The 13928-nt window shown below is 43.1% G+C and carries 13 protein-coding genes and 1 pseudogene; 10 read left to right on the top strand and 4 right to left on the bottom strand.

Features of this window, described 5'->3' with window-relative positions; translation table 11 throughout:
- The first annotated feature begins 233 nt into the window (after positions 1 to 233).
- From rfaQ to ACLJPQ_RS13240, 10 genes and pseudogenes are all read left to right on the top strand, one after another.
- Positions 234 to 1304 (top strand): lipopolysaccharide core heptosyltransferase RfaQ, encoded by a 1071-nt coding sequence (rfaQ, locus tag ACLJPQ_RS13285; protein ID WP_080184955.1) that lies wholly within the window; start codon positions 234 to 236, stop codon positions 1302 to 1304.
- Positions 1301 to 2425, top strand: coding sequence for a glycosyltransferase family 4 protein (locus ACLJPQ_RS13280; protein ID WP_023993466.1), 1125 nt, complete (start codon positions 1301 to 1303; stop codon positions 2423 to 2425). The genes rfaQ and ACLJPQ_RS13280 overlap by 4 nt, the downstream gene beginning before the upstream one ends.
- Entirely contained in the window at positions 2418 to 3215 is a 798-nt protein-coding gene (gene rfaP / locus ACLJPQ_RS13275) for a lipopolysaccharide core heptose(I) kinase RfaP (RefSeq protein ID WP_000229825.1), read from the top strand. Before ACLJPQ_RS13280 ends, rfaP begins: the two co-directional genes overlap by 8 nt.
- A 55-nt stretch (positions 3216 to 3270) precedes the next feature.
- Positions 3271 to 3432, top strand: a pseudogene (locus ACLJPQ_RS13270) (glycosyltransferase family 8 protein); the annotation flags it as partial.
- A gap of 116 nt (positions 3433 to 3548) precedes the next feature.
- Entirely contained in the window at positions 3549 to 4628 is a 1080-nt protein-coding gene (waaB, locus tag ACLJPQ_RS13265; RefSeq protein ID WP_000683990.1) for a lipopolysaccharide 1,6-galactosyltransferase, read from the top strand.
- A gap of 5 nt (positions 4629 to 4633) precedes the next feature.
- Positions 4634 to 5647 (top strand): lipopolysaccharide 3-alpha-galactosyltransferase, encoded by a 1014-nt coding sequence (waaO, locus tag ACLJPQ_RS13260; RefSeq protein ID WP_000088475.1) that lies wholly within the window; start codon positions 4634 to 4636, stop codon positions 5645 to 5647.
- 17 nt (positions 5648 to 5664) lie between these two features.
- Positions 5665 to 6678, top strand: coding sequence for a lipopolysaccharide 1,2-glucosyltransferase RfaJ (gene rfaJ, locus ACLJPQ_RS13255; protein ID WP_000376872.1), 1014 nt, complete (start codon positions 5665 to 5667; stop codon positions 6676 to 6678).
- A gap of 22 nt (positions 6679 to 6700) precedes the next feature.
- A complete protein-coding gene (gene rfaY, locus ACLJPQ_RS13250; RefSeq protein WP_000582820.1) occupies positions 6701 to 7399 on the top strand; it encodes a lipopolysaccharide core heptose(II) kinase RfaY in 699 nt (232 codons plus the stop codon).
- Positions 7400 to 7548: 149 nt separating this feature from the next.
- A complete protein-coding gene (waaZ, locus tag ACLJPQ_RS13245) occupies positions 7549 to 8358 on the top strand; it encodes a 3-deoxy-D-manno-oct-2-ulosonate III transferase WaaZ (RefSeq protein ID WP_000536017.1) in 810 nt (269 codons plus the stop codon).
- 99 nt (positions 8359 to 8457) lie between these two features.
- Positions 8458 to 9603 (top strand): lipopolysaccharide N-acetylglucosaminyltransferase, encoded by a 1146-nt coding sequence (locus ACLJPQ_RS13240; protein WP_000591816.1) that lies wholly within the window; start codon positions 8458 to 8460, stop codon positions 9601 to 9603.
- Positions 9604 to 9659: 56 nt separating this feature from the next.
- Here ACLJPQ_RS13240 and rfaL read toward each other — a convergent pair whose 3' ends face one another.
- The 4 genes from rfaL to rfaD are packed head-to-tail and all read right to left on the bottom strand — an operon-like array spanning position 9660 to position 13848.
- Positions 9660 to 10874: an O-antigen ligase RfaL gene (gene rfaL, locus ACLJPQ_RS13235; RefSeq protein WP_000958454.1), complete on the bottom strand. Its 1215-nt coding sequence runs from the start codon at positions 10872 to 10874 to the stop codon at positions 9660 to 9662.
- A gap of 39 nt (positions 10875 to 10913) precedes the next feature.
- Positions 10914 to 11867 carry a lipopolysaccharide heptosyltransferase RfaC gene (rfaC, locus tag ACLJPQ_RS13230; RefSeq protein WP_001264614.1) on the bottom strand — a complete coding sequence of 318 codons (954 nt, stop codon included), beginning with the start codon at positions 11865 to 11867 and terminating at the stop codon, positions 10914 to 10916.
- Positions 11867 to 12913, bottom strand: a complete 1047-nt coding sequence (gene rfaF, locus ACLJPQ_RS13225) for an ADP-heptose--LPS heptosyltransferase RfaF (protein ID WP_000699196.1) — start codon at positions 12911 to 12913, stop codon at positions 11867 to 11869. The genes rfaC and rfaF overlap by 1 nt, the downstream gene beginning before the upstream one ends.
- A gap of 2 nt (positions 12914 to 12915) precedes the next feature.
- Positions 12916 to 13848 carry an ADP-glyceromanno-heptose 6-epimerase gene (gene rfaD, locus ACLJPQ_RS13220; protein WP_000587771.1) on the bottom strand — a complete coding sequence of 311 codons (933 nt, stop codon included), beginning with the start codon at positions 13846 to 13848 and terminating at the stop codon, positions 12916 to 12918.
- Positions 13849 to 13928: the final 80 nt, after the last annotated feature.

The following is a 13928-nucleotide window of genomic DNA, read 5'->3' as shown; positions in this document are numbered from 1 at the left end:
GACAATGGGAATGACCATTCATAAGAGAGGGATAAATTAATATCTCTTTGAATTTATGATTAAAAAAATGATTGTGTATAAAAATTATTCGTATCGGATTGCTGCGAAAGAAGTGTTACACTAGCGCATCTAAAATGAGTGCGGTATTAGCCATCGGGTTGCTGTGAAGCCTGGGGCGGTAGCGTGCTTTTTTCTGCTTATTTATCCGGACAATTTCAACCAAAGAGTCGCTTGTGGAAAAGCCATTTCGAAGAATTCTGATTATAAAAATGCGTTTTCATGGAGACATGTTACTTACCACTCCTGTCATCAGCACGCTGAAGCAGAATTATCCCGATGCAAAAATCGATGTGCTTCTTTACCAGAACACCATACCGATATTGTCGGAAAATCCGGAGATTAATGCACTCTACGGCATCAGTAACAAAGGCGCAGGAACAAAAGAGAAGATCAAAAACGCGCTATCGTTAATCAAAAAATTGCGTGCTAACTCGTATGATCTGGTCGTCAATCTCACCGATCAGTGGAGCGTGGCGCTTATTGTGCGTTTTTTAAACGCAAAAATAAAAATCTCGCAGGATTTCGGTAATCGTCAGTCTGCTTTATGGAAAAAAAGCTTTACGCATTTAGTACCTTATGCGGGAGAACATGCTGTTGAGCGCACATTATCCGCGCTAAAGCCGTTAGCGCTAAAACAGTATGTCACGGAAACCACCATGAGCTATCGCCCGGAACATTGGGAAAACATGCGACAACAGCTCAAACAACTTGGTGTGACCCGACAATATGTTGTTATTCAGCCTACGGCACGGCAGTTATTTAAGTGCTGGGATAATGATAAATTCTCTCAGGTTATTGATACAGTGCAGCGCCGCGGTTATCAAGTTGTACTGACGTCAGGCCCGGCCGCAGACGAGATGGCCTGCGTGGATGCTATTGCACGCGGCTGTGAAACAAAACCGGTTACTGGTCTGGCGGGTAAAACTCGCTTTCCTGAATTGGGCGCGTTGATTGACCATGCGGATCTCTTTATCGGCGTTGATTCGGCCCCTGGTCATATTGCCGCAGCAGTCAAAACGCCGGTCATTTGCCTGTTCGGCGCGACGGATCATGTGTTCTGGCGTCCCTGGACCGACGACATCATTCAGTTTTGGGCAGGAAATTATCAGCCGATGCCTGAACGGCATGAGCTTGATCGCAATAAAAAATACCTTTCCGTGATTCCGGCTGAAGATGTTATCGCCGCGACGGAAAAAATGCTGCCGCATGAGGCACGCGCCATAGATTTGGACAGCCTGCTATGAGAGTTGCCTTTTGCTTATATAAATATTTTCCTTTTGGCGGTCTGCAGCGTGATTTTATGCGCATTGCCCAAACCGTGGCGGCGCGAGGTCATCAGGTTCGTGTTTATACTCAGTCATGGGAAGGGGAATGCCCGGATAATTTTGAATTAATCCGCGTGCCGGTTAAATCCCGGACGAACCACGGTCGTAACGCAGAATATTATGCCTGGGTGCAACACCATTTGCGCGACCACCCTGTCGATCGGGTGGTTGGATTCAATAAGATGCCTGGCCTTGATGTGTATTACGCCGCAGACGTGTGTTATGCCGAAAAAGTCGCACAGGAAAAAGGTTTTTTCTATCGCCTGACATCACGCTATCGGCATTATGCTGCTTTTGAACGCGCCACGTTTGAACACGGCAAGCCGACGCAACTATTAATGCTGACGAATAAGCAGATTGCTGACTTCCAAAAACATTATCAGACTGAAGCGGAGCGTTTCCATATTCTTCCTCCGGGGATTTACCCGGACAGAAAATATAGCCAACAGATCCCGAACAGTCGTCAAATTTATCGTCAGAAAAATGGTATCTCAGAACAGCAAAAATTACTGTTGCAAGTAGGATCTGACTTTACCCGTAAAGGTGTGGATCGCTCTATTGAAGCGCTGGCATCGCTACCCGAATCTTTACGGCAAAATACGGTGCTCTATGTTGTCGGGCAGGATAAGCCGAAGAAGTTTGCAGCACTGGCTGAAAGAAGCGGCGTCGGCACGAATGTACATTTTTTCTCTGGACGTAATGATATCGCGGAGTTAATGGCGGCAGCCGACCTTTTACTGCATCCAGCCTATCAGGAAGCTGCTGGTATTGTTTTGCTGGAAGCCATTACTGCTGGTTTGCCGGTGCTGACAACAGCGGTGTGCGGTTATGCACATTATATTGTGGATGCAAACTGTGGCGAAGCGATGACTGAACCATTCCGCCAGGATACGTTAAATGAGGTTTTACTCAAAGCGCTGACACAGCCTTCCTTACGCAACGCCTGGGCTGAAAATGCGCGGTATTATGCTGATACCCAGGATTTATACAGCTTACCGGAGAAGGCTGCAGATATTATTACAGGTGATTTAGATGGTTGAGCTGAAAGCGCCGTTAACCACACTATGGCGCGGTAAAGATGCTTTTGAGGAAGTGAAAACGTTACAGGGCGAAGTGTTCAGAGAGCTGGAGACGCGTCGAACATTGCGGTTTGAGCTGGACGGCAAAAGTTACTTCCTGAAGTGGCATAAAGGCACTTCGCTGAAAGAAATTGTGAAGAACCTGATTTCGTTACGTATGCCTGTTCTGGGCGCTGACAGAGAATGGCACGCCATTCATCGTCTACATGAGCTGGGCGTTGATACGATGCACGGCGTTGGTTTTGGTGAAAAAGGCGTAAACCCGCTAACCAGAACATCATTTATTATCACCGAAGATTTAACGCCTACCATTAGCCTTGAAGACTACTGTGCTGACTGGGCTGTTAATCCACCGGACGCGCAGGTGAAGTGGATGATCATTAAGCGTGTTGCGACTATGGTACGTAAAATGCACGCCGGGGGAATTAATCATCGCGACTGTTATATTTGCCACTTTCTTCTGCATTTACCTTTCACTGGTCGCGAAGAGGATTTAAAAATCTCCGTAATCGACCTGCATCGCGCGCAGATACGCCAGCACGTTCCCCTTCGCTGGCGTGACAAAGATTTAATTGGGCTTTATTTTTCTTCAATGAATATTGGCCTGACTCAGCGAGATATATTCCGGTTTATGCGTGAGTATTTCTCTCTTCCCCTGCGAGAGATTTTGCAAAAAGAATCGGGGTTGATTCATCAGGCAGATGTTAAAGCCGCTCGAATTAAAGAAAGAACAATAAGAAAAAATCTGTAATTATAATAATTATGCACTCAGTGAGTAATTTATGAGTGAGACAAGGATAGACAGAATGTCTGACATTAAAAGTTATATTTCAAACCAAAAAAACATAATTCAACATGATGATTTTTTTGGAAGAAGACTGGACATTGCTCTTTGCTTTGATCATGGTTTTATAATGCCAGCAGGTGTGGCAATATATTCCATTGTCGAAAATAATAAAGATATTGACTACGCCTTAAAGCAAAAGAGAGATGTCAGGTAAAAATTACTCTATAGGGTTATATTACTATTTTTGCTATTTAATATCTAAAGTCTTTAGATTAAGGTTTTAACTCTGGGGTATATATGAAAATAGCTTTTATTGGCGAAGCGGTATCCGGTTTTGGAGGGATGGAAACCGTTATTAGCAACGTTATCTATACGTTTGAAAATAGCTCTCCGAAAATCAACTGTGAAATGTTTTTCTTTTGTCGTAATGACAAAATGGATAAAGCATGGCTAAAAGAGATTAAATATGCGCAATCATTCTCAAATATAAAATTAAGTTTCCTTCGTCGAGCTAAGCATGTTTATAATTTTAGTCAGTGGCTGAAAGAAACGTCACCAGATATTGTGATATGTATTGATGTCATCTCATGTCTTTATGCCAATAAAGCACGAAAGAAAAGTGGTAAACAGTTTACTATTTTCTCGTGGCCGCATTTTTCGCTCGACCATAAAAAACATGCAGAATGTATAACGTACGCGGATTATCATCTGGCCATCAGTAGTGGTATTAAAGAACAGATGATGGCACGGGGTATCTCAGCGCAAGATATTAGCGTCGTTTATAATCCTGTCTCTATTAAAACAATCATTGTGCCGCCGCCTGAGCGTGATAAACCCGCTGTATTTCTCTATGTAGGGCGTCTTAAATTTGAAGGGCAGAAAAGAGTTAAAGATTTATTTGATGGCTTAGCTCGTACGACAGGGGAATGGCAGTTACATATTATTGGTGATGGCTCAGATTTTGAAAAGTGCCAGGCCTATAGTCGGGAGCTTGGTATTGAGCAGCGTGTGATCTGGTATGGTTGGCAAAGCGCGCCGTGGCAAGTCGTACAGCAAAAAATAAAAAATGTCACCGCGTTACTACTTACCTCTGCGTTTGAGGGATTTCCCATGACCCTGCTGGAAGCAATGTCATATGGAATTCCATGTATTAGTTCTGATTGTATGTCTGGCCCGCGCGATATGATTAAACCCGGTTTGAATGGTGAGCTTTACACCCCGGGGGCTATAGATGATTTTGTAGGACACCTTAATCGTGTTATTTCTGGTGAGGTAAAATATCAGCATGATATTATTCCCGGCACGATTGAGAGATTTTACGATGTGCTATATTTTAAAAATTTTAATAATGCGATATTCTCGAAATTACAAAAGTGATCACTATGAGCAGAAAATATTTTGAAGAAGAAGTCATTCAACAGACTTTAGATTATAACTATGCACAACATAGTGATGCTGCTAAATTTAATATAGCTTATGGGATTGATAAAAACTTTCTTTTTGGCTGTGGTGTCTCTATTGCATCGGTTCTCCTCGCTAACCCAGAGAAGGCGTTAGCTTTCCATGTTTTTACCGATTTCTTTGGCTCTGAAGACCAGCAGCGATTTGAGGCATTAGCAAAACAGTACGCTACGCAGATTGTTGTTTACCTAATCGACTGTGAGCGCTTAAAATCGCTACCCAGTACCAAAAACTGGACCTATGCAACATACTTTAGATTCATTATCGCCGATTATTTTTCAGATAAAACAGATAGAGTACTTTATCTGGATGCAGATATTGCATGTAAGGGGAGTATTCAGGAACTTATTGATCTTAATTTCGCTGAAAATGAGATTGCGGCTGTCGTTGCTGAAGGCGAGTTGGAATGGTGGACTAAGCGCTCGGTTAGCCTGGCAACGCCTGGGCTGGTTTCTGGCTATTTTAATGCCGGTTTTATTTTAATTAACATACCTCTTTGGACCGCAGAAAATATCTCTAAAAAAGCGATTGAAATGCTAAAAGATCCGGAGGTAGTACAGCGCATAACGCACCTTGATCAGGATGTATTAAATATATTGTTAGTGAATAAAGCGCGTTTTGTTGATAAAAAATTTAATACACAATTTAGTCTTAACTATGAATTAAAAGATTCAGTTATTAATCCAGTCGATGCTGAGACTGTATTTGTTCATTATATCGGACCAACGAAGCCCTGGCATAGTTGGGGGGCTTACCCTGTGTCACAATATTTTTTACAGGCTAAGAGCAACTCACCATGGTCTCATTGTGCACTTTTAAATCCAGTCACTAGCCATCAGTTACGTTATGCGGCAAAGCATATGTTTAATCAGAAGCATTATACTTCGGGTATAAATTATTATATAGCCTACTTTAAACGTAAACTTCTTGAATAAAACCCATAGGTGATGTAATGGATTCATTTCCTGAGATAGAAATAGCTGAATATAAAGTTTTTGATGAAAGTAATAATAATAATGATGATAACGTATTAAACATTTCTTATGGGGTTGATGAAAACTATCTTGATGGTGTGGGGGTATCAATCGCTTCAGTTGTATTAAACAATAATATCCCGCTCGCTTTTCACATTATTTGTGATTCATACTCCCCGTGTTTTGTAAAATATATAGAGCGTTTAGCCGTACAGCATCACATAAAAATTTCTCTTTATCTTATTAAAGTAGAAAGCCTTGAGGTATTGCCTCAAACTAAAGTATGGTCGAGAGCAATGTATTTTCGTTTATTTGCTTTCGATTATCTCAGCAAGAAGGTAAATACACTACTTTATTTGGATGCCGATGTTGTATGCAAAGGATCTTTGCAAGATCTTCTACAGCTTGATTTGACAGAGAAGATTGCTGCGGTCGTAAAAGATGTTGATTCCATCCAGAATAAGGTAAATGAGAGATTAAGAGCATTTAATTTACAAGGTGGTTATTTTAACTCCGGCGTGGTTTTTGTTAACCTGAAATTATGGAAAGAGAATGCCTTAACTGAAAAGGCATTTTTACTTCTGGCAGGTAAAGAAGCTGACTCTTTTAAATATCCCGATCAGGATGTTTTGAATATTCTCCTACAGGATAAAGTCATTTTTCTACCGCGACCGTATAATACTATTTATACTATTAAAAGTGAGTTGAAAGATAAGTCACATAAAAAATATAGAAATATAATTAATGATAATACTATTTTAATTCATTATACGGGCGCTACAAAACCATGGCATGCTTGGGCAAACTATCCTTCAGTTATCTATTATAAAAATGCACGACTGAACTCGCCCTGGAAAGATTTTCCCGCAAAAGATGCGCGTACCATAGTCGAATTTAAGAAGCGATATAAACATCTTCTCGTGCAAGGTCATTATTTTAAAGGCCTTCTGGCTGGAAGCGCATATCTTTATCGTAAACTTTTCCACAAATAATTCTCTTCCCTAAATCTCCATTATGATTATTGAAAAAAAGGTTAAAAACTATACCGTCTTTGTCAAAAAAGACGGTGAAAAATACATTGAGATATTCAAAGATTTTCTATCTTATAATCATCAGGTTATTAAAGTCTTCCGTAATATAGAAGATACAAAAGTTGTATTGATTAATACAGACTACGGAAAATATATTCTCAAAGTGTTTAGCCCAAAAGTAAAAAATACTGAACGCTTTTTCAAATCGTTAGTAAAAGGAGATTACTACGAAAAGCTTTTTCATCAGACAGATCGTGTGCGGCGTGAAGGGTTTGCAGCGCTTAACGATTTTTACCTGCTGGCGGAAATTAAAACATTACGCTATGTAAAAACATACGTGATGATAATTGAGTATATTGAAGGTATTGAACTTGTTGATATGCCAGAAATTTCTGACGAGGTGAGAGGGAAAATCAAACAGTCGATATATTCTCTGCATCAGCATGGTATGGTTTCGGGCGATCCCCATAAAGGTAACTTTATCCTGCAAGGCAATGAGATCAGGATTATCGATTTGTCCGGAAAAAGACCTTCCAGACAACGAAAAGCAAAGGATCGTATTGATTTAGAAAGACATTATGGTATCAAAAATAATGTGAGAGATATCGGATTTTACTTATTGATTTATAAGAAAAAACTTCGAAATTTCCTTCGTCGTATTAAGGGTAAGGAAAAGCGCTGATCAATGTAGCACGTTTGGTTTAATTTAAGGGGCTGACTGACTTTTATTTGCTGCAGCGTTATGACATACTTGAGAGAATTTGAGATGTAATATTAGTTATTGAATATAACATTTATTTATAGGTTGCATGATAAACATACGAGTTTTTTATGGGCAGCGTTAACTTCATAACTCACGCCGATGTTCTGCAACTTATTGCGAAAAGAACGGCTGAAGATTGTATTATTTTTCTTTCTGGTCCTACGTCCAGAAAGACGCCGCTGTCCTTGTTACGAATGAAAGATGTCATTGCAGTCAATGGTTCTGTTCAATATTTGCTAAACAATAACGTCAAGCCATTTTTGTACCTTCTGACGGATGTTCGCTTCCTCCATCGTCGGCGCGAAGATTTTTATAACTTTAGCCGTAACAGTCAGTTCACTATCGTCAATCTTGATGTGTACGAACAGGCTTCAGTGGATGATCAAAAATATATTGAAGAGAACTGTTTAATTATTCGCTCCTTTTATCGCCGAGAAAAAGGGGGCTTTTTAAAGAAAATTAAATTTAATATCCTCAAGCGGGTTCATAAAGCATTACTTATTTCAGTTCCTCTTTCGAAAAGAGGACGACTGGCTGGATTTTGCAAGGATATCAGCATCGGGTATTGCTCTTGCCATACTATTGCTTATACCGCTATTCAGGTTGCCTATTCCCTTAAGTATGGTCGTATTATATGTTCTGGGCTTGACTTAACAGGGAGTTGCCCACGTTTCTATGACGAATCTACCAGCCCTATGCCATCTGAGCTTAGTAAAGACCTGTTTAAAATACTGCCATTTTTTACTTTTATGAGAAAAAATGTGAGTGATTTAAATATCTTTAATTTATCAGATGATACTGCAATTCATTACGATATTATTCCATATATTACAGCCTCGGAACTTGAGGATGAAATATATTACGATAAAATTGTCTAGATACTAGATAAATCATTATTTTGCGTTGCTTCGGCACGCATTTCTTTTTCTATAACATTTCTTTTTCTATAAAGTTAACTATTCTGGATTATAGCTATTATGATTAAAAAAATCATATTTACTGTTACTCCTATATTTTCAATTCCTCCACGTGGCGCGGCTGCGGTAGAAACCTGGATTTACCAGGTTGCAAAACGACTATCAATACCGAATGCTATTGCTTGTATAAAGAATGCTGGCTATCCTGAATATAATAAAATAAACGATAACTGTGATATTCATTACATTGGGTTTAGTAAAGTTTATAAGCGTCTTTTTCAGAAATGGACTCGTCTCGACCCATTACCCTATTCCCAGCGCATCCTTAATATTAGAGATAAAGTGACTACCCAGGAAGATAGCGTCATTGTTATTCATAATAGTATGAAACTGTATCGGCAGATCAGAGAGCGCAATCCGAATGCAAAACTGGTTATGCACATGCATAACGCATTTGAACCAGAACTTCCTGATAAGGATGCAAAAATTATCGTACCCAGTCAGTTTCTTAAAGCGTTTTATGAAGAAAGATTGCCCGCCGCTGCTGTTAGTATTGTACCTAATGGTTTTTGTGCTGAGACTTATAAAAGAAACCCACAAGATAATCTTCGTCAGCAATTAAATATTGCGGAAGATGCCACCGTTCTCTTATATGCCGGGAGAATTTCGCCTGATAAAGGCATCCTGTTGCTTTTGCAGGCGTTCAAACAATTACGTACCTTAAGAAGTAATATTAAACTTGTCGTTGTTGGCGATCCTTATGCAAGCCGCAAGGGTGAAAAAGCAGAGTATCAAAAGAAAGTACTGGACGCCGCAAAAGAGATTGGAACGGATTGTATTATGGCTGGGGGGCAATCTCCCGACCAGATGCATAACTTCTATCATATAGCCGATCTGGTTATTGTGCCGTCTCAGGTTGAAGAAGCATTTTGCATGGTGGCTGTAGAAGCGATGGCAGCAGGAAAAGCGGTTCTTGCCAGCAAAAAAGGGGGGATTAGCGAATTTTTGTTAGATGGCATAACGGGCTATCACCTCGCAGAGCCTATGTCGAGCGACAGTATAATTAATGATATTAACCGTGCGCTTGCTGATGAGGAACGCCACCAGATTGCCGAAAAAGCAAAATCCCTGGTGTTTTCAAAATATAGTTGGGAAAATGTAGCGCAGCTTTTCGAGGAACAAATGAAAAGCTGGTTTGATAAGTGATTGAGCCCGGATGATGAAAAACGCGCTGATACCGTAATAAGTATCAGCGCGTTTTTTTATCTATTTCTTAGCGCCAGCAGAAAACCGGTAATGATACCAATTTGAGCAATATCGACCTGTTCAAAATTGCCACGAACGATATAAAAACCGACGAAAGATAAAAATAGCAAGAGATGAGCATTGTAGGGGCTTATCTCTGCTTTCCTGAAGGTAGAGCTGGCTGTTTCCCTGATGATAGCGCCATATAAATAGGCCAGACTCGCCAGACCCAATATGCCTGCACTAAACCAGATGTACAGAATGGTATTATGCGGACCGATAGATTCTTTAAAGGTCCACGTTGGATAATCGACAACGCGTTTATTATAAACACCATCATACACATCATTACCATAGCCGTAGCCCTTGATCGGGTTTTCCTGAATCAGTATCCACGCGGTGCCCTGGGTTCCGTTAGTATAACGAGATGAGCTATCTGTCTGCTGTAATTTATACAGTAAATGTTCTGAATCTGATTGGTTATTATGTTGAGTGATAACCAAAGCGCCGATGATGGCTAATAAAATGGCACCGACTCCTATTAACTTCCATTGGCGATTCAGTATTGCCCACAGCGCACCTACTATGAGCACCGCCAACCATGCCCCTCGCGATAGGGTTCCCAGGATAAAGAAAAGATAGATAGCGCTAAGCACCAAAAAAACCAACTTAAGTGCATTTTTTCTAAACAGCCAAATATTCAATAATGCTGGAAATAAGAAAACCATGGAATCGGACATATGTCGATGCGCATAGCTCATGAATGGCATAATCCCTTTATTATAGTCCTCGATATATAGAATACTCTCTGCAAGGCAGCGAAGTCCTAAACTTGTTAAAAAGGAGAAAAGTAATATTTTCGCAACCGTTTCTTTTGTTTCATCTTTTAATAGTACGGGAATTAATAAAGTATATAATAAGAAGCCCTCCAGTACCGTATTTTCAAATTCCTTGAAACTTTCTTTCATATCTGGCGATATGAGTATGGAATAAACAAGGATTAATGATAATACTGCTACGCTATAAAATACGCTATTTTTGAAAAGAGGGGGGAAACTTTTCGGTGAGCGTGAGACCTGATAAATCGCGGTGATAACCATAAGTATGATTATCAAATGTTTATAACGCGTAATACCATCCAGAAAATACGTGGCAACAAAAAGAAAAACCAGCGCTTTATTCCAGATCGGTTTCCATTTCTCTTTATTTAACGTTAATGATGTGGTTAGCATCTTTTCTCCACAATAGGTTTGGGATGAGACAGAGTCTCTTTAATGAATCTTTCCAAATACGCTTGTGGCATCTAAATTCGCCAGGTTCTGTTCTGGTGAGCAGCATGCCATTTGGTTCTTCCCATAACCTCCAATTAACCCAGGGTCCGTTGGGCCATATAGCGTAATATTCGGTCTGTCGAGCGCGGCGGTGAGATGGCTCAGGCCGGTATCAACCGATACGACAAATTTTGCGCCAGCCAGCACTCTGGCGACCTCCTCCAGGCTCATGCGCGGTAACACATCCACATAGTCAAAGCCTTCGGCCAGTCGTTTAGCACGGGCCTCCTCATGAGGCGCGCCCCAGGGAAGTTTTATCCGTAATCCGGTGTTGCCCACCAGGCCGATAAGCTCGCGCCAGTTTGCTTCCGGCCAGTGTTTATCATCGCGGGTCGTGGCATGTAAAAACACCGCATACGGATCGCTAACCGCCTGCTGGCAATGCAGAAAATGTTTTGCGATGGCATAATCGCCCTGCGACTGTGGTTTATCGTATCCCAGGCTTTTGGCGAACAGCTCGCGCGTCCGTTCAACCGCATGTTGTTGCTTTGCGATATGGTGTTTACGGTTATAAAACAGGCTGGCCAGCGGTTCGCGGGCGGTACTCCAGTCCATACCGTGCTTTATCCCATGCGCCAGACGCGTCACCAGCGCCGCGCTTTTTACCAGCCCCTGCGCATCAATCACAGCGTCGTATTGGTATGCGCATACCGCCCGATGAAAGGCTGTGCGTTCCGCTTTAATGGGCGCGGAAAACCAGGCTTTGCGCCAACGGCGAATAGCGACGGGAATCACGCGATCGACAGCACTGTGCCAGGACGGAATTTGTGCAAACCCTTCTTCGACAACCCAATCAAATTGAATCCCCGGAATCGCCTGTTGCGCGTCGGTAAGCGCAGGCAGGGTATGTAATACGTCGCCCATCGATGATGTTTTAACGATCAAAACCCGCATTAAACGCCCTCTTCCGACAACAGCGAATGAAGCTCTTCCAGAACCCGCTGCGGCGTGATATCGATCAGGCTCTGGTGATAGCCTTGCGCCGTATCACCTTTACGCACTTTGTGATAACCCGTAATGAGACGAATCACCCGGGCCTTATGAGACAGCGGCGGCGTGAAATCCGGGCTACTTGGGCCATACAAGGCGACCAGCGGACGGTCGAGCGCCGCCGCGACGTGCATCAGCCCGGAATCGTTGGTGACGATGGCTTTACAGGCGGCTATCAGAATGACGGCCTGTTCCAGCTGGGTTTCCCCCGCCAGGTTGCGACACCATGCCTGCTGCTCGCTATTCAGCGCCGCCAGGATCTCATTTCCGGCTTCATGGTCTTTTGCCGAGCCAAACAGTACGACCTGATACCCTTCGTTAATGAGCTGTTTTGCCAGTTCGGCGTAGTGATAGTGCGGCCAACGTTTTGCCGGGCCAAATTCTGCGCCGGGGCAAAAGCCGATCAGAGGACGTTCAGAAGATAGTGAAAAGTCGCTGCACATCAACGACTTTTCACCCTCGCTAACCTGGAGCTGTGGCCAGAGTAGCGGCTGCGGCAGATCTTTCGCCGTGCGCATCACGCCCTTGTCATAGGCCAGCGCCACGTAGCGCTCCACCATCAGTGGCCAGGCGTCTTTATCAAGGACGCGCGCATCGTTCAGCAGGCCATAGCGCATTTCGCCGCGCCAGCCGGTACGGTGCGGGATATTGGCAAAGAAAGGAATCAGCGCCGATTTAAACGAATTTGGCAGCACCCAGGCGCGATCGTAGCGCTTCTCTCGCAGGCTATGGCCCAATCTGCGGCGCTCGCCGATTTCCAGCGCGCCGTGGCCCAGCGGCATGGGTATCGCCTCGTTAACTTCCGGCATACGCGATAACAACGGACGGCACCAGGCTGGCGCCATCACGTCGATTATCGCCTGGGGATAGCGCGCTTTAAGCGTGCGATAGAGACTTTGCGACATCATCATGTCGCCCACCCAGGACGGGCCAATGACCAAAATTTTCATACTTACGCGTCGCGGTTCAGCCAGGCCATATACTCCGTGACGCCTTCGGCGACGGTCTTAAAGGGTTTGTCATAGCCCGCGTTGCGTAGATTGGTTAAATCCGCCTGCGTAAACGCCTGATAGCGACCTTTCAGCTTATCCGGGAACGGAATGTATTCAATGCTGCCTTTTTTATGGTATGCCAGCGTCGCGTCGGCGACGGCCTGGAAAGATTCCGCACGGCCTGTGCCCAGGTTAAAGATGCCGGACTTACCGCTTTCCAGGAACCACAGGTTAACGGCGGCCACATCGCCCACGTAAACGAAGTCGCGCTTGAAGTTTTCGCTGCCTTCAAACAGTTTCGGGCTTTCGCCGTTGTTTAACTGTGTATTCAGATGAAATGCCACGCTTGCCATGCTGCCTTTATGGCCTTCACGTGGTCCATAGACGTTGAAATAGCGGAAACCGACAATCTGCGAGTTCGCTTCTGGCAGGATCTGGCGCACATATTCATCAAACAGGAATTTAGAATAGCCGTAAACGTTAAGCGGTTTTTCGTATTCGCGCGATTCGATGAAATCAGACGTGCGACCGCCATAGGTGGCGGCAGAAGAGGCGTAGAGGAACGGGATTTCGCGTTCAAGACAATAGTGCAGCAGCTCTTTGGAGTATTGATAGTTATTATCCATCATATACTTGCCGTCCCACTCGGTGGTGGAAGAGCAGGCGCCTTCATGGAAAATAGCTTCGATATCGCCGAGCTCTTCTCCGGACATAATCTGGATCAGGAAATCTTCCTTATCCATATAGTCAGCAATGTTCAGATCCACCAGGTTTACAAACTTGGTGCCGTCTTTCAGGTTATCCACCACCAGAATATCGGTGATACCTTTATCATTCAGGGCTTTAACGATATTGCTGCCGATAAAGCCCGCGCCGCCGGTAACGATGATCATAACTGTAACCTTTGAATTATGGTGTCAGAGACTGTCTCAGACATGAATGCTCTTATCATAACACTATTCATCCATTCACT

Source organism: Salmonella sp. SAL04213 (assembly GCF_046550535.1).
GTDB classification, from domain to species: Bacteria; Pseudomonadota; Gammaproteobacteria; order Enterobacterales; family Enterobacteriaceae; genus Salmonella; species Salmonella enterica.
The sequence above is the reverse complement of the archived record's forward strand: the minus strand, read 5'-3'. Positions and strand labels throughout refer to the sequence as shown.